The sequence below is a fragment of the Streptomyces cellostaticus genome (assembly GCF_023630175.1).
In the GTDB taxonomy this organism is placed as follows: Bacteria; Actinomycetota; Actinomycetes; order Streptomycetales; family Streptomycetaceae; genus Streptomyces; species Streptomyces cellostaticus_A.
This window is the reverse complement of sequence record NZ_JALLIN010000060.1, coordinates 17,915-38,726: the sequence shown is the minus strand read 5'-3', so window position 1 is coordinate 38,726 and position 20,812 is coordinate 17,915. Positions and strand designations below refer to the sequence as shown.

At 72.1% G+C, this 20,812-nt stretch carries 16 protein-coding genes; 3 read left to right on the top strand and 13 right to left on the bottom strand.

Translation table 11 applies throughout. From position 1 onward, the window contains the following. Positions 1-273: 273 nt before the first annotated feature. From MXD57_RS28495 to arc, 8 genes are all read right to left on the bottom strand, one after another. Positions 274-4,578 carry a cation-translocating P-type ATPase gene (locus tag MXD57_RS28495; protein WP_374114760.1) on the bottom strand — a complete coding sequence of 1,435 codons (4,305 nt, stop codon included), beginning with the start codon at positions 4,576-4,578 and terminating at the stop codon, positions 274-276. 9 nt (positions 4,579-4,587) lie between these two features. Then, positions 4,588-5,136: a hypothetical protein gene (locus tag MXD57_RS28490; protein ID WP_250405047.1), complete on the bottom strand. Its 549-nt coding sequence runs from the start codon at positions 5,134-5,136 to the stop codon at positions 4,588-4,590. A 225-nt stretch (positions 5,137-5,361) separates the two neighbouring features. Then, complete coding sequence (gene prcA / locus MXD57_RS28485; RefSeq protein WP_250405046.1) at positions 5,362-6,105, bottom strand: proteasome subunit alpha; 744 nt, start codon at positions 6,103-6,105, stop codon at positions 5,362-5,364. Between the two features lie 62 nt (positions 6,106-6,167). Further along, positions 6,168-7,013, bottom strand: coding sequence for a proteasome subunit beta (gene prcB / locus MXD57_RS28480; RefSeq protein WP_250405045.1), 846 nt, complete (start codon positions 7,011-7,013; stop codon positions 6,168-6,170). After that, positions 6,965-7,558 (bottom strand): endonuclease VII domain-containing protein, encoded by a 594-nt coding sequence (locus tag MXD57_RS28475; RefSeq protein ID WP_250405044.1) that lies wholly within the window; start codon positions 7,556-7,558, stop codon positions 6,965-6,967. The genes prcB and MXD57_RS28475 overlap by 49 nt, the downstream gene beginning before the upstream one ends. 43 nt (positions 7,559-7,601) lie before the next feature. Continuing rightward, a complete protein-coding gene (locus MXD57_RS28470; protein ID WP_058079921.1) occupies positions 7,602-7,820 on the bottom strand; it encodes a ubiquitin-like protein Pup in 219 nt (72 codons plus the stop codon). Between the two features lie 199 nt (positions 7,821-8,019). Further along, a complete protein-coding gene (dop, locus tag MXD57_RS28465) occupies positions 8,020-9,531 on the bottom strand; it encodes a depupylase/deamidase Dop (RefSeq protein WP_374114759.1) in 1,512 nt (503 codons plus the stop codon). Between the two features lie 232 nt (positions 9,532-9,763). Then, positions 9,764-11,530: a proteasome ATPase gene (arc, locus tag MXD57_RS28460; RefSeq protein WP_250405043.1), complete on the bottom strand. Its 1,767-nt coding sequence runs from the start codon at positions 11,528-11,530 to the stop codon at positions 9,764-9,766. A 514-nt stretch (positions 11,531-12,044) separates the two neighbouring features. Here arc and MXD57_RS28455 point away from each other — a divergent pair. Continuing rightward, positions 12,045-12,347, top strand: a complete 303-nt coding sequence (locus MXD57_RS28455; RefSeq protein WP_250405042.1) for a ferredoxin — start codon at positions 12,045-12,047, stop codon at positions 12,345-12,347. 125 nt (positions 12,348-12,472) lie between these two features. Here the strand turns inward: MXD57_RS28455 and MXD57_RS28450 are convergent, their stop codons facing one another. The 3 genes from MXD57_RS28450 to MXD57_RS28440 form a co-directional block, all read right to left on the bottom strand. Beyond that, positions 12,473-13,051 carry a hypothetical protein gene (locus tag MXD57_RS28450; RefSeq protein ID WP_250405041.1) on the bottom strand — a complete coding sequence of 193 codons (579 nt, stop codon included), beginning with the start codon at positions 13,049-13,051 and terminating at the stop codon, positions 12,473-12,475. A gap of 235 nt (positions 13,052-13,286) precedes the next feature. Further along, positions 13,287-14,189 (bottom strand): tRNA (adenine-N1)-methyltransferase, encoded by a 903-nt coding sequence (locus MXD57_RS28445; RefSeq protein WP_250405040.1) that lies wholly within the window; start codon positions 14,187-14,189, stop codon positions 13,287-13,289. 53 nt (positions 14,190-14,242) lie between these two features. Further along, the gene (locus tag MXD57_RS28440; RefSeq protein WP_250405039.1) at positions 14,243-15,859 is read right to left on the bottom strand and encodes a site-2 protease family protein; all 1,617 of its coding nucleotides are present in this window, start codon (positions 15,857-15,859) and stop codon (positions 14,243-14,245) included. 178 nt (positions 15,860-16,037) lie between these two features. Here MXD57_RS28440 and MXD57_RS28435 point away from each other — a divergent pair, with 178 nt between their 5' ends. Together MXD57_RS28435 and MXD57_RS28430 are read left to right on the top strand one after the other, a co-directional pair. Continuing rightward, entirely contained in the window at positions 16,038-17,084 is a 1,047-nt protein-coding gene (locus MXD57_RS28435) for a RecB family exonuclease (protein WP_250405038.1), read from the top strand. 83 nt (positions 17,085-17,167) lie between these two features. Continuing rightward, a complete protein-coding gene (locus MXD57_RS28430) occupies positions 17,168-17,839 on the top strand; it encodes a response regulator (protein WP_250405037.1) in 672 nt (223 codons plus the stop codon). Positions 17,840-17,918: 79 nt separating this feature from the next. Here the strand turns inward: MXD57_RS28430 and MXD57_RS28425 are convergent, their stop codons facing one another. Both MXD57_RS28425 and MXD57_RS28420 read right to left on the bottom strand, forming a co-directional pair. Then, positions 17,919-19,523: an ABC transporter substrate-binding protein gene (locus MXD57_RS28425; protein WP_250405036.1), complete on the bottom strand. Its 1,605-nt coding sequence runs from the start codon at positions 19,521-19,523 to the stop codon at positions 17,919-17,921. A 520-nt stretch (positions 19,524-20,043) separates the two neighbouring features. Continuing rightward, positions 20,044-20,736 (bottom strand): HAD family hydrolase, encoded by a 693-nt coding sequence (locus MXD57_RS28420; RefSeq protein WP_250405035.1) that lies wholly within the window; start codon positions 20,734-20,736, stop codon positions 20,044-20,046. Between the last annotated feature and the right edge of the window lie 76 nt (positions 20,737-20,812).

Here is a 20,812-nt window from a genome sequence, read left to right as displayed (position 1 = left end):
ACGACGACGCGGCCACCGTGCCACCGCCCCGCCGGCCCCGACACCGCCGCACGACCCCCGCACCGGACCGGACGCAGCGGGCTCCGCGGCGACCCGCCCGGTCACGGCACTAGTGCTGCGACCGGAAGGGTTCACCGGCTCGCGGCGCCCGGCACGGCACCTCGCCGCGTCGTCGCCTCACCCGAGTACGTCCAGTACGCGGACGATGCTCCGCCTCGCGATGCACCGCACCGGACGCCGCGAGCCTTCCGGCAAACCATTCCGGTCACAGCACTAGCCGCCCGCCGGCAGCAGCCGGGTCACCGTCTCCTCGAGCCGCGGCAGCACCCGCTGCCCCGCCAGCGCCACCGCGATGCCCGCGACCACACCGGCCCACCCCACCGCGCCCAGCGGGGTGCAGCCGACCGCGTGGCTCACCACCGGGACCTGGATGAGAGCGACCAGGGCCGCCGCCGAACCCAGCGACGTCACCCGCACCAGCGGGCTGCCCCGGCGGTCCAGCAACGTCTGCGCGAGCTGGGTGCCGACCACCCCGCACAGCGCCATCGTGCTCGAACGGCGCGCCGTACCCGGCGTGAGACGGCCGATCAGCCACGCCGTCACCGCCCCCAGGCACGTGGTCAGCGCCCGATGCCGGATCTGGCGGATCAACGGCTCCCCCAGCACACCGCCCGCCGCGTCCTCCGGCGACCGCGGCCCCGACCGCTCCGCGGCGCCCACCCCGGCCTTCGGCGTCACCGCCACCGCCATCGCCGGGAACAGATCCGTGAACAGGTTCACCAGCAGCATCTGCCGCGTCGACAACGGCGCCCGGCCCGAGACCAGCGTGCCCAGCAGACCGAAACCCACCTCCCCCGCGTTGCCGCCGATCAGGATCGCGATCGCGTCGGCCACGCTGTGCCACAGCGCGCGCCCCTCGACGACCGCGTCGATCAGCACCGTCAGATCGTCGTCCGTCAGCACGATGTCCGCGGCGTTGCGCGCCGCCGCCGAACCCCGGGCGTTGATGCCCACACCGATGTCGGCCGCCCGGATCGCCGCCGCGTCGTTCGCACCGTCCCCCACCATCCCCACCACCCGGCCCGCATCCCGCAGAGCCTCCACCACCTGCAGCTTCTGCTCCGGCGCCACCCGCGCCACCACACCCGCGTCCCGCAGCATCCGGGCCCGCCCCGAACGGTCCGCCGCACCCAGCTCGTCCCCCGTCACCACCACCGGCTCCTCCGGCCACCCCAGCTCCCGCGCGATCGCCCGGGCCGTCTGCGGATGGTCCCCGGTCAGCATCACCGGCCGCACCCCGGCCTCGTACAGACCCCGTACCAGCGCCGTCGACGTCTCCCGCGGCACGTCCGAGAACGCCAGCAGCCCCGTGAACCCGAGGTCCCGCAACGGCTCCTCGAGCACCCCGGCCGCCACCTCGCCCTCCGCCAGCCGGCGCTCCGCCACGGCCAGCACCCGCAGCCCGTCCCGGGCCAGCACCTGCGCCCCCCGCCAGGCGTGCGACGGCAGATCCCGGCAGGCGGGCAGCACCGTCTCCGGAGCCCCCTTCACCACCAGCACCCGCGCCCCGTCACCCGACCGCCCGACCGCCGCCGCGTACCCGCGCGCCGCCTCGAACGGCAGCCCCTCCGACTGGGTCCACCCCGGATCGTCCCCGGCCGCGTCCAGGACCGCCTCGTCCGTCGCGTGCACCGGCCGCCCCGAACCCCCGTTCAGCCGCGGACACGCACGCGCCGCCGCCCGCACCGTCTCCGCCGCCCCCGCCTCGTCCACGGCCCGCACCCCGCCCCCGGCGCCCCACACCCGCACCAGCCGCAGCCGGTTCTCCGTCAGCGTGCCCGTCTTGTCGAAACAGACGGTGTCCATCCGCCCCAACGCCTCCAGCGCGCGCGGCGTACGCACCAGCACCCCGTCCCGGCTCAACCGCCGCGCCGCCGCCAACTGCGCCACCGTCGCCACCAGCGGCAACCCCTCCGGCACCGCCGCCACCGCGACCGCGACCCCGCCGCTCACCGCGTCCCGCACCGGCGTCCCCCGCAGCAGCGCCAGCCCCGTCACCGCCGCCCCGCCCCCCAGCGTCCACGGCAGCGCCCGGCGCGTCAGCTCCTGCAGCCTCGCCTGCACGCCACCCGCCGGCGGCGTGCGAGCCGCCAGGTGGACCGCCCGCGCCGCCTCCGTACGGTCACCGGTGTCCACCACCACGGCCCGGCCCGTTCCCGCCACCACCGTCGTCCCCTCGAACACCATGCACCGCCGGTCGGCCACCACCGCGTGCGGCGTCCGGTCCGTCTGCTTCTGCACCGGCAGCGACTCCCCCGTCAGCGCCGACTCGTCGACCTCCAGCCCCTCCTGCCACAACAGCCGCGCATCCGCCGGCACCACGTCGTCCCCGGCCAGCTCGATCACATCACCGGGCCGCAGCCCACCCGCGTCGACCGTGCGCGTACCGCCCGCCGGCGCCTCCGCCTCCGACGGCGCCACCCGCGCCTTCCGCTGCTGATCCGCCAGCAGCCCCGACAACGCCCGCTCCGCACGCATCCGCTGCACCCCGCCCACCAGCGCGTTCAGGTCCAGCGCACCCACCACCAGCAGCGCGTCCACCACCGAACCCAGGATCGCCGAAGCCGCGGACCCCACCGCCAGCACCGGAGTCAGCGGATCATGCAGCTCACCACCGACCGCCCGGCCCAGCCGCACACCCCAGCGCACCGGACCCACCGCCGGATGCCCGGCCACCGCGCCCACCATCCCCCGCACCCCGGCCGTCACCCGGTCCAGCCCGCCCACCTCGGCAGCCGGCCGGCGGCCCAGCCGCTCCCGCGCCTCCTGCGCGTCCAGTTCATGCCAGTGCACCCGCGGACGCGGATGCGGAGCCGGGGCCGCCGCCACCGACAGACCCGCCCGCACCCCCGAGAACAGCGCACCCGCCGCCGCCACATCCACCGGCACGTGCCGCATACCCGGCAGCACCGCCAACCGCCCACGCACACCCCTGGACTCCCCCACCGCCACCAGCAGTCCCGACAGCGCCGCACCCGACCGCGCCAGCGTCTGCGACCGGCCGCCCACCGCACGCGCCGCCGGAACCGCCGTCAGCAACCGCCACACGTCCCGCAGGCCGCCCCTGGCCAGCACATCGGCACCCCACAGCACCGCGCCGTCCCCGTCCACCAGGGCCACCGCCAGATCAGCGGCCCGCAACCCCGCGAGCACCGCTCCGTCCACCACCGGACCCAGCCGGGCGACCGTGATCACGGTCCCCTCGCCACGCACCCCACCCACCACGTCGTCCAGCGGCCGCCGCGCGTCCACCACCACGTCCGCCAGACCCGCGAAATCCTCCAGCACCGGGTCGTCCACCACCACGACCCGCAACCCCGCCCGCCGCGCCGCGTCCAGCACCGGCTCCGTCCACGGATCCGCCGAGCCGTCCGCCGCACGCAGCGCACTCGGATGCAGCACCACCGTCCCCGCCAGTTCCAACTGCCACAGCCGCTCCGGCGCCCGCACCAACGCACCGACCCGCGCCAGCGCACCACCCAGCACGGCGTGGAAGGCCGCCGGACCGTACCGCGCCGCCTTCGGCGAACCGGCCAGCACCGCCTCCGCCGCCTCCGCACCGTCGTGCTTCACCAGCAACGTCGCCAGCGCCCCGAGCACACTCCCCGCGGCCGCGTGAGCCGCGTACTCCTGCGCCGGAGTCGCCCGCAACGGCGGCCGCCCCCACTCCCGGCCCGCCACACTCACCCGCTCCGGAGCACACAACTCGTCGTGCACCGAGTCGAACGCGGCGGCCCGGGCCACCGCCTCAGCGAGCTGACACCCCCGCAGCGCCCCGTCCAGCACCAGCGACGCCGGACTCTGCCCCGCCCCGTGCGCCACCGCGTTCGCGCCCGCCAGCACCAGATCCATGCCCGGCCCACCCAGCCGCCGGCGCAGCACCGCACGCACCCGCGGGTTCTCCCGCAGGAACGTCACCGCCGCCGTCACCGTCCGGGGCGACGGCGGCAGCCGCCACGCGTACGCCGCGAACGCCGCACCCGAACCCACCACATCGGCCGCGAGCGCCGCCGCCGCGACCCGCACCGCCACCGGATCCGCCGGATGCGACAACTCCTCCGGATCACCACCCGGCTCCAGACCATGGCGCGCCGCCACCTCCACCACGTGGTCCAGCACCCGGTCCACCAGCCCCTCCTCCGACGCCGTCACCACCAACCGGGCCAACCCCTCGTCCCAGTAGGCCAGCAACACATCGGGATGCTCCGCCACCACGTCGGCCACCCGACGCCCCAGGCACTCCCTGCCCTGCCGCGCCGCCTCCTCGTGCGCCGGCCGCAACGCCACATGCTGCCGGGCACCCGCGCGCCACCGCCCCGCGCCGCCCGGCAGCGCGTTACCCGCCACCCGGCCCACCCGCACCGCCGCATCCGCCCCGCGCACCCCGGCACGCGCCGTACCCGCCACCACCCCCGCCGCCGCGCCCACCACCGGAACGGCGACCCGCGCAAGCAACCGCGGCGCCGCCGGGACCAGCCGGGCGGCAGCCGACGGAACCGTCAGCAACGAGAACACCACCGACCGCCCTCAGCGCGTCGCGCGGCCCGGCCGCGCCGTCGGCCCCAGACGCCCACCATGCGCCCCATGGCCACCGTGCGGGGCCGCCCCACCGTGCTCGCCCGGCCCACCGTGCCGCTGCCCCGGCCGCTCCCCGCCCGACGCCGTCCGATGCGTCGCCGCCCACGCCAACGCCTCGTCGTCCGGCTCGGCAGGCACCGGCTCGTCCACCACGTCCGCCCGCTCCACCGGCTCACCGTCCTCCACCGGCGCACCCAGCCGCCGCCCCGCATCGGCCTCCCCCGGCCCCGTCCCCCCGGCGCCGGGCCGCGCCTGGGTCAGCCACGCCACCGCCGCGCCCGTCAACGCCACCGGCCACTCCACCACCCCGGCGACCCCCAACACCCCCGCTCCCGTGTACACCGCCAGCCGCCGACTCCTGGGGGACACCGCGCCGACCCTGTTCAGCGTGCCCTGCGCGACCCTGCTCACCATCCCGGCACCGGGCAACCGCCCCAGCACCGAGGCCGCGCCCCGCACCGGAGCGGTGAGAACCGAGGACGACCTCTGCTCCGCCATGACTCCTCCACCTCCGCACAGTCCAGCCGTGCCCCTCCGAGTGCCCCGACGCAGCGGGCCATCCCACAGGTCGGCGGCCGACGCCGCCCACCCCTCCAGGTTCCGGTCCCCCGGCCCGCGCCGCACGCGGAACAGCACCCGGCCGGCCCCCGAACGCACCGCGCCCCGGCCGGAACGGCCGGGGCGCGACAGGGTGGGACGGCGGCCGAGCCGCCGTGGACGGACCTACTCCTCTTCCTCCGCGGAGCTCTCCGCCTCCGTGGCGGCACCGTCCGCCTCCAGAAGACGCGACAGCTGACGGCCCACGATCCGCTTGAACTTGCGCTGCTGCGGCCGCGTACGGTCCAGCACCGCGACCTCCAGGCGCTCCGCTGGGATCTCCCGCTCACTGCCGTTGGTGTCGCGGGACAGCGCCTGCACGGCCAGCTTCAGCGCCTCGGCCAACGACATGCCGTCACGATGACGCTGATCCAGGAAACCGCTGATCTGCTCCGCGTTGCCGCCCACGGCCACCGAGCCGTGCTCGTCCACGATGGAACCGTCGTGCGGCAGCCGGTAGATCTGGTCACCGTCGGGCGTCGCCCCGACCTCGGCCACGACCAGCTCCACCTCGTACGGCTTCTCCGCCGCCGAGGAGAAGATCGTGCCCAGCGTCTGCGCGTACACGTTCGCCAGGCCGCGGGCCGTCACGTCGTCGCGGTCATAGGTGTAGCCGCGAAGATCCGCGTACCGCACACCGCCGATCCGCAGATTCTCGTACTCGTTGTACTTGCCGGCGGCCGCGAAACCGATCCGGTCGTAGATCTCGCTGAACTTGTGCAGCGCACGGGACGGGTTCTCGCCGACGAACACGATGCCGTCGGCGAACTGCATGACCACCAGGCTGCGGCCACGCGCGATGCCCTTGCGGGCGTACTCCGCCCGGTCGGCCATCGCCTGCTGGGGGGAGACATAGAACGGCGTCGACACCGGTTATCCGTCCCTTTCTGTCATGGTCACTGGATCACCTCGAGAAACAGCAGGGCCCACGCTCAGAGCAGAGCGGCCCTCGGGCCGTCCGGCTCCTCCAGCCGCCGCTGGAGCACCGCACGGGACAGCTCCGAGGCCTCCTCCTCGGTGAGCCGGCGGAAACCGTCATCGGTGATCACGGTGATGATCGGATAGATCCGGCGGGCGACATCGGGACCACCGGTCGCCGAGTCGTCGTCGGCCGCGTCGTACAGAGCCTGCACCACCAGCGTCGTGGCCTGCTCCTCCGACAGGTCCTCACGGAACAGCTTCTTCATCGCACCACGCGCGAAGATCGAGCCCGACCCCGTCGCCGCGAAGTTGTGCTCCTCGGAACGGCCGCCCGTCACGTCGTACGAGAAGATCCGCCCCCGCTCCCGGTCCAGGTCGTACCCGGCGAACAGCGGCACCACGGCCAGCCCCTGCATCGCCATGCCGAGGTTGGACCGGATCATCGTCGACAGCCGGTTCGCCTTGCCCTCCAGCGAGAGCTGCGCGCCCTCGACCTTCTCGAAGTGCTCCAGCTCGAGCTGGAACAGCTTCACCATCTCCACGGCGAGACCGGCGGTGCCCGCGATGCCCACGGCCGAGTACTCGTCCGCCGGGAACACCTTCTCGATGTCCCGCTGGGCGATCACGTTGCCCATCGTGGCCCGGCGGTCACCCGCGAGCACGACGCCTCCGGGGAACGTGACGGCGACGATCGTCGTCCCGTGCGGCGCCTCGATCACACCCTGGGTGGGCGGGAGCTGCCGCTTGCCGGGCAGCAGCTCGGGCTGGTGCTCGGAGAGGAAGTCCATGAATGAGGAGGATCCTGGCGTCAGGAAGGCAGCTGGTAGACGCCCGGTGCCACGAGTATTGGCTTCCACGAGTTTCCTTCCAGGTAGGCAACAGCACGACGGCCGACGTCCGGATCTTCTCGCAACTTGCCGAGGGCCGAATTGCAGTTGAAGCACAGTACGCCTCGGACCCTACCCGTCTTGCGGCAGTGATCCACATGTGTGGCCGGAGCATCCAGGCAGATCACACAGAGCCCGCGTTGAGTGGCGACCATCGCGTCGCGCTCGGCCTCGGTGAGGCCGTAGTTCCGCTTCAGCTGGCTCGCTCGCCCCTCGGCCGCACGACACAGCTCGCACCGGGTCGAGAGGCCGTCCGGGGCGGTCGCGTTGCGATGCCACTCGCTCCACGGTTCGGCCTCACCGCACGTCCGGCGGAGTTCGTGACCGTCGGGCACGTCCACCCTGGGACGAACCTTTCGGCCTTTGGCGATCCGACGCTGCTGGTGACAAGCGGCGGCGCACTCCCCGCAGCAGCTCTGCAGCCCGTCACGCATCGCCTTGTTCTGCGCGAACGCCGCCCGCGGCTCGTGCTGCCTGCACCGCGAGCAGCGCTTCGCACCTTCTTCGCTCTCCAACCCTCGACTCCCCCGCCACCTTCGGACAGAAGGGAAAACTGGGCTACTGCCCACCCTTCTGAACGAAGGAGCGAACGAAGTCCTCCGCGTTCTCCTCCAAGACATCGTCGATCTCGTCCAGGACGGAGTCCACGTCGTCGCTCAGCTTCTCGTGCCGCTCCTTGAGGTCCTCGGAGCCCTGCGCGTCCTGCGCCTGCTCCTCGACCTCCTCGGTGGAGCGCGTGGCCTTCTGCTGGCCGCCGCCGGTGTCCTTGGTTGCCATATCCCTCACCCCGCTCTGTTCGCCCGACATGGTCGACGGGTCGGCATTCCTGCCGATCGGTGATGATCAGACCCTACAAGCCGGGTCCGACATCGGCCCCGCAGTTTCGACAACGTACGGGGGCCATCTCGATGATTCCCGGACGGCGGGCTTTCCACCCCGCCCGCCCGGACGGTTCCGGGGACCCCGCGGATCCCGGTCAGCCGCCGGACAGGACCCTGACCAGGTCTTCCGCCGTGCGGCAGCGGTCCAGCAGCTCCTTGACGTGATTTCGCGTTCCGCGAAGCGGTTCGAGGGTTGGAACGCGCTGCAGCGAATCCCGGCCCGGCAGGTCGAAGATGACCGAGTCCCAGCTCGCCGCGGCCACGTCGTCGGCGTACTGCTCGAGGCAGCGGCCGCGGAAGTAGGCGCGGGTGTCCTCCGGCGGCGCCGTGCGCGCCTTGTCGACCTCCGCCTCGTCCAGCAGCCGCTTCATGCGCCCGCGGGCCGCGAGGCGGTTGTAGAGGCCCTTCTCGGCGCGTACGTCGGCGTACTGGAGGTCGAGGAGGTGCAGCTTGGCGGCGTCCCAGTCGAGGCCGTCGCGGCGGCGGTAGCCCTCCATGAGTTCCCGCTTGGCGACCCAGTCGAGCTCGCCGGCGAGGCTCATCGGGTCGTTCTCGAGCCGGTTGAGGGTGTCCTCCCAGCGGGAGAGGACGTCCATCGTCTGGTCGTCCGCGTCGGCGCCGAAGCGTTCCTCGACGTACTTGCGGGACAGTTCGAAGTACTCCATCTGGAGCTGGACCGCGGTGAGCGTGCGGCCGCTGCGCAGGGTGACCAGGCGCTTGAGCCCTGGGTCGTGGGAGACCTGGTGGAGGGTGCGTACCGGCTGGTCGACGGCCAGGTCGACCGCGATGAAACCGTCCTCGATCATGGACAGGACCAGGGAGGTCGTGCCCAGCTTGAGGTAGGTGGAGATCTCGGAGAGGTTGGCGTCGCCGATGATGACGTGCAGGCGGCGGTACTTCTCCGCGTCGGCGTGCGGTTCGTCGCGGGTGTTGATGATGGGCCGCTTCAGCGTGGTCTCCAGGCCGACCTCGACCTCGAAGTAGTCGGCGCGCTGGCTGAGCTGGAAGCCGTGTTCGTGGCCGTCCTGGCCGATGCCGACGCGTCCGGCTCCGGCGAAGACCTGGCGGGAGACGAAGAAGGGCGTGAGGTGGCGCACGATGTCCGAGAACGGGGTCTCCCGCTTCATCAGGTAGTTCTCGTGCGTGCCGTAGGAGGCGCCCTTGTTGTCGGTGTTGTTCTTGTAGAGGTGGATGGTCTGGGCACCGGGGAGCTGTGCGGCTCGTTCGGCGGCCTCGGCCATGATGCGCTCGCCGGCCTTGTCCCAGAGGACGGCGTCGCGGGGGTTGGTGACCTCGGGGGCGCTGTACTCGGGGTGGGCGTGGTCGACGTAGAGGCGCGCGCCGTTGGTGAGGATGACGTTGGCGAGGCCGATGTCCTCGTCGGTGAGCTGACTGGAGTCGGCCGCCTCGCGGGCGAGGTCGAAGCCCCGGGCGTCCCGCAGCGGGTTCTCCTCCTCGAAGTCCCAGCGGGCCCGGCGGGCCCGGTGCATCGCCGCGGCGTAGGCGTTGACGATCTGGGATGAGGTGAGCATGGCATTGGCGTTGGGGTGGCCGGGGACGGAGATCCCGTACTCCGTCTCGATGCCCATTACTCGCCGTACGGTCATGCGGCCCTCCTTGCCCGGCGGCACCCTCGGTCGTGGGTACTGCTCGCGTACCGCCGGCGCTCCGGTGCGTGTGCGGTGCCCGTCCCCGCGCTGTGCGACTCGGCGGCAGGAACGAGCCTAGAACGCCTTTGCGCTGGTGGGGAGATCATTTGCGTCATTGACTGCTCCGGTCGTGGCCTGAAAAGCAGTCGGCTGCGGGTACCCGTGGTGGGCACCCGCAGCCGCCCTGGATCTACAGGTACTGACCGGTGTTCGCCACCGTGTCGATGGAGCGTCCGGTGTCGGCGCCCTGCTTTCCGGTGATGAGGGTGCGGATGTAGACGATCCGTTCGCCCTTCTTTCCGGAGATGCGGGCCCAGTCGTCCGGGTTGGTGGTGTTCGGGAGGTCCTCGTTCTCCTTGAACTCGTCCACACAGGCCTGGAGGATGTGGGAGACGCGGAGGCCCTTCTGGTTCTTGTCCAGGAAGTCCTTGATCGCCATTTTCTTGGCGCGGCCGACGATGTTCTCGATCATGGCGCCGGAATTGAAGTCCTTGAAATAGAGGACTTCCTTGTCGCCGTTGGCGTAGGTGACTTCCAGGAAGCGGTTCTCCTCGGATTCGGCGTACATGTGCTCGACCGCCGTCTGGATCATGCTCTGGACGGTGGTGACCTTGTCGCCCTCGTGCTCGCCGAGGTCGTCCGAGTGGAGCGGGAGGCGCTCGGTGAGGTACTTGCCGAAGATGTCCTTGGCCGCCTCGGCGTCGGGCCGCTCGATCTTGATCTTCACATCGAGACGGCCGGGGCGCAGGATGGCCGGGTCGATCATGTCCTCGCGGTTGGAGGCGCCGATGACGACCACGTTCTGCAGGCCTTCCACGCCGTCGATCTCGGCGAGGAGCTGCGGGACGATGGTGTTCTCGACGTCGGAGCTGACTCCGGAGCCGCGGGTGCGGAAGAGGGATTCCATCTCGTCGAAGAAGACGATGACGGGGGTGCCCTCGCTGGCCTTCTCGCGGGCTCGCTGGAAGACGAGGCGGATCTGCCGCTCGGTCTCGCCGACGTACTTGTTGAGGAGCTCGGGGCCCTTGATGTTGAGGAAGAAGCTCTTGCCGGCGGCCTGTCCGGTGACCTCGGCCACCTTCTTGGCGAGCGAGTTGGCGACGGCCTTGGCGATGAGCGTCTTGCCGCATCCGGGCGGCCCGTAGAGCAGGACGCCCTTGGGCGGGCGCAGCTCGTGCTCCTTGAACAGGTCGGGGTAGAGGTAGGGCAGCTCGACCGCGTCGCGGATCGCCTCGATCTGGTTGCCGAGGCCGCCGATCTGCTCGTAGCCGATGTCGGGCACTTCCTCGAGGACGAGTTCCTCGACCTCACTCTTGGGGACGACCTCGTAGACGTAGCCGGAGCGGGACTCGAGCAGGAGGGCGTCGCCCGGGCGGATGGTGACGCCGAGGAGGGGTTCGGCGAGCCGTACCACTCGTTCCTCGTCGGTGTGCCCGAGGACGAGGGCGCGCTCGCCGTCCTCGAGGATCTCCTTGAGGGTGACGATGTCGCCGACGCTCTCGAACTCCATGGCGTCGACCACGTTGAGCGCCTCGTTGAGCATGACCTCCTGGCCCCGCCTGAGGTCGTCGAGTTCGACGCTCGGGCTCACGTTCACGCGGAGCTTGCGGCCACCGGTGAAGATGTCCGCGGTGCCGTCCTCGTTGGCCTGGAGGAAGACGCCGAAGCCGGCGGGCGGCTGGGCGAGCCGGTCGACCTCTTCCTTGAGGGCCACGATCTGGTCGCGGGCTTCGCGGAGCGTGTTGGCCAGGCGCTCGTTCTGGGCGGAGACGCCGGCCAGGTTGGTCTGCAGCTCGACGATCCTCTCCTCGAGAATCCTCGTGTGCCGCGGAGAGTCGGCGAGCTTGCGTCGCAGGACGGCGATCTCCTGCTCAAGGTAGGCGATCTGCCCGGCGGGGTCGTCGGACCCTCGTCCCGGGCGGATGCCGCGGTTCATGTCGTCGTCGTGGGCTGCCACGGTCCTCACCTCCTCCAAGGGGAGCTGGACGCTTCCAGACCCTACCTGGGTGGGTGTCGATTGAAACCCCTAGATCACAAAGACTGTCAAGGTGTGTCGTCGGTCACCCGGTGCGCTCCCTCTCGCACGGAGGGGATACCCACTCAACGTGATTCGGAAGCCGGTTGTTCCTGGTCGGTGGCGGCCAATACCCGGCGCGTGTGGCTGGAGTTGTCCGTTCCGGGCCGGTCGGCCGGTTCCTGGGCACGTTCCGGGCCCGCGTGCGGTCATCACGCAGAGCGACGGTCCGGTCGGTCGTGGTCATCGTCGGGGCGGCTGGAAGTGTTCGCCCGGTTCCGGGGCTCCCTTTCCCGGTCGGGCGCTCGTACCCGAGGGGGCGCCGAGGGAAACCCGATACCCGTGCCATCGGGAGGGTATGCGGGCGGAGGTAGGGTCGGGGTGTTCAACAGCCGCTGGTGCGGACCTCGCTGGCCGTCGGGCCGGGAGGCCGCCCGGCGATCCGACGGCAGGAGAGGTGACCGTGCAGCAGGAGGCCCCGGACGGCGAGGCGCTGGAGGTCTGGATCGACCAGGCTCTGTGTACCGGCGACGGGATCTGCGCCCAGTACGCGCCCGAGGTGTTCGAGCTGGACATCGACGGGCTGGCCTATGTGAAGGGCGCGGACGACGAGCTGCTGCAGGCCGAGGGCGCCACGGCGCCGGTGCCGCTGCCGCTGCTCGCGGATGTGGTCGACTCGGCGAAGGAGTGTCCCGGTGAGTGCATCCATGTGCGCCGGGTTCTGGACAAGGTCGAGGTCCACGGCCCGGACGCGGAGTGAGGCCCGGCCGGTGACCGGCTGTGGCGTGCGCGCGTGAGTCGCCCTCGGGGCGGGTCGCGCGCGTGCGGCGTTTTCGGGTCAGGCGCGTGCTCGGGCGGGGCGGCCGGGGCGTGTGGCCGGACGGGTCACACGCTGTGGGCCGCGGCGGGCGTGGAGCGGATGAACGCCTTTCCGTTCCAGTGCCAGCTCGTGGGCGTTCTCAGGTCGGGGCAGCAACTGGGTATGTCGGACGAGGAGTAGCCGAGCAGCGTGGCGGTGACCGTGCCCGCGCGGAGGGCGAAGTCGGTGACGGTGCGGCGGTCCTTGGGGTCGACGAGGGTGGCGACCACGCGGGCGGTGCCGCCGGCCGTGCCGCGGGTGAGGACGTAGACCCCGTCGGGCGGTGTGCCCATGGGGGCGTCGCAGTGCACGACCGCGACGGTTTCCGGTGCGCCGTCGCCGTCGAGGTCGCCGGTGACCTTCTTGACCACGATCGCTTTCACGGGCCCGCAGGTGAGCGGGAAGCGCACGCCGCTGGTGCCGGGGGGCGCGGCCGCGGGCGCGGTCCTGACCTCGGTGCGCGCGGTGGGTTGGGCGGCCGTGGCCGATCCGGGCTGCACGGCGGAGGACAGGGCGACGACGCCGGCGATCGCCGCGGCGGTGGCGACCCAGTGGATGGGCCGGGTGTGCGTGTGGGCGAGCTCCGGAACGGCGGATGGCTGCACTAGGAGTGTCTCCCGTGAGGGCTGTGCCGGTGGGGGGGGTGGCCAGCATGGTGCCACACGTCACAGTGCGTGGGAACGGCGGGGTCGGTACGGGATTCTCGCAGGCGAGGAGTTCGCGCGCGCGGGGGTGGGCGACCTGGTGCCGCGTCAACGCGTCGGCGCCGTGGCCGGGTTCCCGGATGTGGTGGGGAACCCGGCCACGGCGCCGTGGCGTTGTGCCGGTCGGGAGGGCCGGTCAGCGGCCGCTGCCGCCGTCGGCGTTGGGGCCGGCGTAGTCCTCGCCGTAGGCGCCCTTGGCGGGACGGCGGCGGCGCATCGGCGGCTCGACGCCGTCGGCGAGCCGGCGGGCGGTGAGGAGGAAGCCGGTGTGGCCGATCATCCGGTGGTCGGGCCGGACGGCGAGGCCCTCGATGTGCCAGTTGCGGATCATGGTCTCCCAGGCGGTCGGCTCGTTGAAGCAGCCGATCTCCCGGATGGACTCCACGGTCCGGGCGAGCTGGGTGGTGGTGGCCACGTAGCAGCACAGGATGCCGCCCGGGACGAGTGCCTTGGAGACGGCCTCCAGGCATTCCCAGGGGGCGAGCATGTCGAGGATGACGCGGTCGACGTCGGTGTCGGACAGGTTGTCCTGGAGGTCGCCGACGGTGAGCTGCCAGGCGGGGTGCGGTCCGCCGAAGTAGCGCTCGACGTTGGCCCGCGCGATGTCGGCGAAGTCCTCGCGGCGCTCGTAGGAGTGCAGCATGCCCTGGTCGCCGATGGCGCGCAGCAGGAAGCTGCTGAGCGAGCCGGAGCCGACGCCGGCCTCGACGACGCGGGCGCCGGGGAAGATGTCGGCGAAGGCGAGGATCTGCCCCGCGTCCTTCGGGTAGACGACGGCTGCCCCGCGGGGCATGGACAGGACGTAGTCGGGGAGCAGGGGGCGCAGCGCGAGGTAGGCGACGTTGCCGGTGGTGCGGACAACGCTGCCTTCGGGAGCGCCGATCAGTTCGTCGTGCGGGAAGGAGCCCTTGTGGGTGTGGAAGTTCTTCCCGGCTTCGAGCGTGAACGTGTAGTGGCGGCCCTTGGGGTCGGTCAGCTGTACCTGGTCCCCGACCTTGAAGGGCCCGCGCCTGCGGGCGGCACCGGTCGGTTCGGACATGTGACCAGCCTACCGGCGTTTGCGGGGGCCGCCGACCACGGGAGGGCGGGCCGTCAGGGGCGGGCCATGGCCTTGACGAAGGCGCGCTCGACGTCGGCGGCGGAGAGGACGCCGTAGATCTCGCCGGTCTCCTCGACGACGAGGTACTCGGTGGCGGGGGTGGCCCGGAGGGTGTCGAGGAGTTCCTCGCCGGCCAGTTCGGCGGAGACCCGCATGCCGTCGGTGAGGTCCTGGGCGAGGCCGCTGACGGCGACCCAGGGGCGGCGGTGCTCGGGCACGCCGACGATGGCGGCCTCGCGGACGAGGGAGAGGGGGTTGCCTTCCGGGTCGACGACGACGAGTGCGCGGGCGCCGGCGGCGTTGGCGCGGCGGAGGGCCTCGGACAGCGGGGTGTCGGTCTCGACCGGGACGGCTCGCCGGGTGAGGGCGCGGGCCTTGAGCTCGGGGAGGTGTTCGCGCAGGCGGGCCATGCGCAGGCTGTTGCCGGCGCCGGTCCAGATGATGGCGGCGAGGATGGCCGCGAGCAGGGCGTCGGTGACGGTGTCCATGCCGCCGGCGTCCTGGTTGCCGCCGCCGAAGGCGCCGGACTGGTTGAGCAGCGGCAGGCCGACGAGGACGGAGATGGCGAGGGCGCGGCCGACCCAGGCGGCGGCGACGGTGCCGCTCATGGGCTTGCCGGTGATCTTCCAGACGACGGCGCGGAGCATGCGGCCGCCGTCGAGGGGCAGGCCGGGCAGCAGGTTGAAGGCGGCGACGATGAGGTTGGAGATCATCAGGCCGGCGAGCAGGACACCCGGCACGCTGTCCGGCCGCACGGGCTTCATGGCCAGGTAGAACAGGGCGGCCAGGACGAGGGAGAGCAGGGGGCCGACGAAGGCGAGGACGAACTCGCGTCCCGGGGTCTCGGCCTCCTTCTCGATCTCGGAGACGCCGCCGAAGAACTGGAGCTGGATGCGGCGGACCGGGAGTTTGAAGCGGATCGCGGCGACCGTGTGGGCCAGTTCGTGGACGAGGACGGAGGCGTAGAAGGCGACGGCGAAGAAGAGGGAGACCAGGTAGCGGGCGGCTCCGAGTTCGGGCAGCACCCGGTCGAGCTGGCCGCCGAAGACCCAGGTGATGAGGGCGGCCACCAGGAACCAGCTCGGTGCCACGTAGACGGGGACGCCGAAGGGGCGGCCCATGAGCAGTCCGCCGCCGGGTTCCCTGCGCCGTGGCTGCGGCGGTTCGCCCTTGGCGATGCCGGAGTGGGCTAGGGAGCGGTGCTCGGCGGGGTGGGTGCCGGGCGCGGGGTTCTCCTCGGCGCCGCCGGGGTGGGTGGGGGTGGTGGGCTCGCCGGTCGGGGTCTGCGCCCCCGGCCGGGTGGGGCCGGTGGGCTCGCCGGTCTCGGGGGGCGGGCCCGGGCTACCGGTCCGGGTGTCCCTCGGGGCCTCCGCGCCGGAGCGCTCGTCCCGGCCGTCCGGGTCGGGGCGGTCGCCCGGGTCGGGCGCTTCGCCGGGGCCGTCGCGCTCCTCGCGGTCGGGGCGCGGGGTGCCGGTGGGCTCGGGGGCGCCGTCGGACTCCGGTCCGAGGTGGTGACCGGTGGGTCCGGTCGCCGGGACCGCAGGGCCCGCCGGGTGCTCGGCCGGCTCGTCGTTGCCGGACCGCGGCCCGCTCCCGCCGCTCACGTCCACGCTGTCCCCTCGTTCGAAGCGTCCTCCGCGCCGTGCGGGCGGAAGGTCTCGGCTCGATGGTATGCGGCCGTGGTGGTCCGTTCCGCCCCGGCACCCCTTGTGTTTGCCCCGCTGTCGCGCGGCCTAACGCGCCTCGCGGCTGGGTCGCTGTCGGTGCCGGGCCGTATGGTCTGGGGTCATGGACAGCAGCATCGAGGACGCGGGGGCCCTGCCGGGTCCCGCCGGGGAGAGGGCCACGGCGGCGGGGCCGGCGGAACCGGTGGCGGCCGCTGCGGCCGCCGGGGAGCCTGTGACGTCCGGGGAGCCCGTTACGGCGGAGGTACCGGGGGCCTCCGGGGACCCGGTGCCGGCGGCCGCCGCGAGTGCGGCGGGGCCGGCGGGGCCGGCGGTGGAGCGGGGGGCCGTCGCCCCGTCCTCGTTGTCGCCGTCCCGGGCCGGCGACTTCATGCAGTGTCCGCTGCTGTACCGGTTCCGGGTGATCGACCGCTTGCCCGAGAAGCCGAGTGAGGCGGCGACGCGGGGGACGCTGGTGCACGCCGTGCTGGAGCGGCTGTTCGACGCGCCCGCCGCCGAGCGGACGGCGCCGCGGGCGAAGGCGCTGGTCCCCGGGCAGTGGGACCGGCTGCGGGAGAGCCGGCCGGAGGTCGGGGAGCTGTTCGCCGAGGATCCGCGGGGCGAGCGGCTGACCCGCTGGCTGGGTGAGGCCGAGCGGCTGGTGGAGCGGTGGTTCACGCTGGAGGACCCGGCCCGGCTGGAGCCCGCCGAGCGGGAGCTGTTCGTGGAGGCCGAGCTGGAGTCGGGGCTGCGGCTGCGCGGGATCATCGACCGTGTCGACGTGGCGCCCACCGGCGAGGTGCGGATCGTGGACTACAAGACCGGGAAGGCACCGCGGCCGGAGTACGCCGAGGGCGCGCTGTTCCAGATGAAGTTCTACGCGCTGGTGGTGTGGCGGCTGAAGGGGGTCGTCCCGCGCCGGTTGCAGCTCGTGTATCTCGGCAGCGGTGACGTGCTGACCTACGACCCGGTTCCGGCCGACCTGGAGCGGGTGGAGCGCAAGCTGCTGGCGCTGTGGGAGGCGATCGGGCGGGCCACGCGGACCGGTGAGTGGCGCCCCAGGCCGACGAAGCTGTGCGGCTGGTGCGACCACCGGTCCGTCTGCCCGGAGTTCGGCGGCACTCCCCCGCCGTATCCCCTTCCGGTGCGGCCCGCCGCGTCCGGCGGGTAGCGGCCGGCTGCCGCCTCCAGGGTGCCGCCGGCGGCGCGCCGGGGGCAGGGCAGAATGGGGGCGGACTAGCGAAGGAGTGTCACGTGGCCATCCGCGTCCTACTGGTCGACGACCAGCCCCTGCTGCGTACGGGTTTCCGGATGATCCTGGAGGCCGAGCAGGACATCGCGGTCGTGGGCGAGGCCGGTGACGGCCTGCAGGCCCTCGATCAGGTCCGGGCGCTGCAGCCCGATGTCGTGCTCATGGACATCCGGATGCCCCGGATGGACGGGGTGGAGGCCACTCGGCAGATCACCGGTCCGGGGCGGGACGGCCCGGCGAAGGTGCTGGTGCTGACCACGTTCGATCTCGACGAGTACGTGGTGGAGGCGCTGCGCGCCGGGGCCAGCGGGTTCCTGCTGAAGGACGCGCCCGCCGACGAGCTGGTGCAGGCGATCCGGGTGGTGGCCGCCGGGGAGGCGCTGCTGGCGCCGAGCATCACGCGCCGCCTGCTGGACAAGTACGCCACGCATCTGCCGTCCGGTGAGGAGTCCGTGCCGGACACCCTGCACACGCTCACCGACCGTGAGGTGGAGGTGCTGAAGCTGGTGGCGCGCGGGCTGTCCAACGCGGAGATCGCCGCGGACCTCTTCGTCAGCGAGACGACGGTGAAGACGCACGTCGGGCATGTGCTGACCAAGCTGGGGCTGCGGGACCGGGTGCAGGCGGCGGTGTACGCGTACGAGAGCGGACTGGTGCGGCCCGGCGCGAGCTGATCGGGACCCTGTGCACGACGCCGAGGGCGTCCCTTCCCGTACGGGGAGGGACGCCCTCGGCGTGTGGGGCGCTCGGGCGTCAGCCGCTCACACCGCGGCCGAGCTCCCAGAGCTGGAGCGACGCGACGGAGTTGAGGGCGTAGGAGACACCCGTGACGTTGTCGCGCGCGGCGACGTACTGCTTGCCCTGCCACAGCGGCAGCACGGGGACGTCCTCGGCGACGGTGTCCTGGATCGTGGTGAGGGTCTTGACCGCGTTGAGGCGGTCGGCCTCGCGCCGGGACTCGGGGATCAGCGTGCGCTGGATGGTGCCGTTGGAGTAGGGCGAGCCGAGGAAGTTGCCCTTGTCGAGGAAGGGCGCGACGAAGTTGTCGGCGTCGGGGAAGTCGGGGAACCAGCCCATGCCGTAGACGTCGTACTCGCCCTTGCGCTCGGCGGGGCGGAAGGTCGCCCAGGGGTGGCCCTGGATGCTGACGTCGAACAGGCCGCTGCCGTTGAGCTGCTTCTGCAGGATCTGGAACTCCTGCTTGGTGGCCGAGCCGTAGTGGTCGGTGGTGTAGTGCAGCGTCAGCTTCACCGGGGTGGTGATGCCGGCCTTCTCGAGCAGGTTCTTGGCCTTGGTGGGGCTGGGGTTGCCGTACTTGTTGAAGAACGAGTTGGAGTGGCCGGTGAGGGTGGCCGGGACCAGCGAGTACAGCGGCTGGGCCTGGGTGCCGTAGACCTTGGAGACCAGTTCGCCGCGGTTGATGAGCTGGGCCATGGCCTGGCGGACGGCCTTGGTCTTCACGGTCGGCGCGTCGGTGTTGAAGGCCAGGTAGCGGATCTCGAGGCCCGGCATGTCGACGAGGTCGACGTTGGCCTGGGAGCCGGAGTCCAGCTTGTCGATCTGGGACGGCGACATGGTGCGCGTCATCAGGTCGATGTCGCCCTTTTCGATGGCCTGGCCCATGGCGTCGGCGTCGTCGAAGGAGCGCATCTCGACCTTGTCGTTGTTCACCGTCACGCTGCCCTTGTAGGAAGGGTTCTTGGTGAAGGTGGCGGTGACGATCGCGTTGTCCTTGACGTCGGACTTGAGCGTGTAGGGGCCGGAGCCGTCGACGTCGAAGCCGTCGCGCAGCTTGTCCTTGGCGTAGTCCTTCGGGTTGACGATGGCCGCGACCGGCGTCGACAGCTTGTACGGGAAGGTGGCGTCGGCCGTCTTGAGGTGGAAGATCACCTCGCGGTCGCCCTGGGTCTCGATCGTGTCGACCGTGTTCAGCAGGGTGGCGACACCGCTGTCCGCGTTGATGCGCAGGGCACGCTCGATGGAGTACTTGACGTCGGCGGCCGTGACCTTGTCGCCGTTGGAGAACGTCAGGCCCTCGCGCAGCTTGCAGGCGTAGCGCTCGTTGCCGCTGTCGGTGAAGGAGCAGCTCTCGGCGGCCTCGGGGACGGGGTTGCCCTCGCCCTTGGGCTGGGTCATCAGGGTCTGCACGGTCTGGCGCAGGATGTTCCAGGTGCCGACGTCGTAGGCGTAGGCGGGGTCGAGGGGCGCCGGGGCGTCGCTGGTGGCCTCGAACCGGTCCGTGGTGCCCACCACGATGGCGTCCCCGCTCTTGCTCCCGCTGTCGGATCCGCCGCACGCGGCGAGAACCGGCGTCAGCAGGCCGGCCACTGCCGGCAGCACCAAAGTCTTGCGCTTCATGCGGGAGTTTCTCCAGAGCTGTTTCTAGTCCGTGTACTCGGCATGCATGGGTGGTGCGGCGAGTCACGGGGGGTTGCTTCGATGTTCTCGCGACGAGATTAGTCCGCGCCCGCACGGGGGTTCACTGGCGCGTGAGTTGAGCGTCCATCACAGAGTGAAACCGGGTGTGGACACACCGAAAACCCGACAGCGGCAGGATTGGTGCAGGATCTCCCCTATCGGGACACAAGGACCCGCCGCCCGGCCCCGGATCGGGGCGTCCTGCATATTCGGGCAACGTTGTCGAGGAGCCGAAGGGTGGGGAACGTCACATGCGCGCGGCGGAGTTGGCGCTTGCCGGAATTCGCCGGACGGTCCGCGTGGAATTCACCCGCTGGTGTACTTCCCCGAAAATTTGTCCAACACGCTCATTGGGCTTGGCGCTGGGCCGGCGGCGGGCCCGGGAGCACTTCGGGTGAACGGGCCGGGGGTGTCGGGAAAGACCGGCACGGGACTTTGTTCGCGGCACCCGCCGGCGCCTTCATGTCATCAGGCCGCGCAGGAACGGCAGGTCGACCTCTTCCAGGGAGGACACGACGGTGCGTCGTTCGGACGGGGCGATGGGGGCGATGGAGGGGACGGCGACCACCTGGCAGCCGGCGGCCTCGGCGGCGGCGACGCCGGTGGCGGTGTCCTCGACGACCGCGCAGCGGGCCGGGTCGACGCCGAGTCCGGCGGCGGCGAGCAGATAGGGGTCGGGATAGGGCTTGGTGCGCGAGACCTCGTCACCGGCGACGGAGAGGCCGAAGTGGTGGGGGCCCAGCACGGTCAGCACGCGGTCGATGATGCGCCGGTGGGAGGCGGAGACCAGGGCGGTGGGGATGCCGTGCTCGTGGAGTTCGGCGAGCAGCCGGGCGGCGCCGGGCATCAGCGGCAGGGCCCGGCCGATGCGGGCCTCGAAGCCGTCGTTGAGCAGCACCGAGAGCTCGGCGAGGGTGATGGCGGCGCCGGTGGCCTCGATGAGGAAGCCGGCGCTGCGGGTCATGGGGCCGCCGACGACGACGTGCCGCCAGGACTCGTCCAGGACGTGGCCGAGGGCGGCGAAGACCTCGACCTCGACGTCCCACCAGAAGCCCTCGGTGTCCACCAGGGTGCCGTCCATGTCGAGGAGGACCGCCTGCAGGGCGGAGCCTTCGGCCGTACGGGTTCCGAGCGCTGGGACGGTGCTGGTCATCCGGGCGCACCTCCTTGGGGACGACCAGGCCGGTTCCCGTGCGGGAACCGGCCTGCGGTGGACCGACCATTGTACG

Excerpts from the sequence above, each read along its gene's own strand:
- MXD57_RS28490 (WP_250405047.1), bottom strand. The coding sequence starts at position 5,136 with ATGGCGGAGCAGAGGTCGTCCTCGGTTCTCACCGCTCCGGTGCGGGGC.
- MXD57_RS28470 (WP_058079921.1), bottom strand. The coding sequence starts at position 7,820 with ATGGCAACCAAGGACACCGGCGGCGGCCAGCAGAAGGCCACGCGCTCC.
- dop (WP_374114759.1), bottom strand. The coding sequence starts at position 9,531 with ATGACCGTACGGCGAGTAATGGGCATCGAGACGGAGTACGGGATCTCC.
- MXD57_RS28445 (WP_250405040.1), bottom strand. The coding sequence starts at position 14,189 with ATGTCCGAACCGACCGGTGCCGCCCGCAGGCGCGGGCCCTTCAAGGTC.
- MXD57_RS28435 (WP_250405038.1), top strand. The coding sequence starts at position 16,038 with ATGGACAGCAGCATCGAGGACGCGGGGGCCCTGCCGGGTCCCGCCGGG.
- MXD57_RS28425 (WP_250405036.1), bottom strand. The coding sequence starts at position 19,523 with ATGAAGCGCAAGACTTTGGTGCTGCCGGCAGTGGCCGGCCTGCTGACG.
- MXD57_RS28420 (WP_250405035.1), bottom strand. The coding sequence starts at position 20,736 with ATGACCAGCACCGTCCCAGCGCTCGGAACCCGTACGGCCGAAGGCTCC.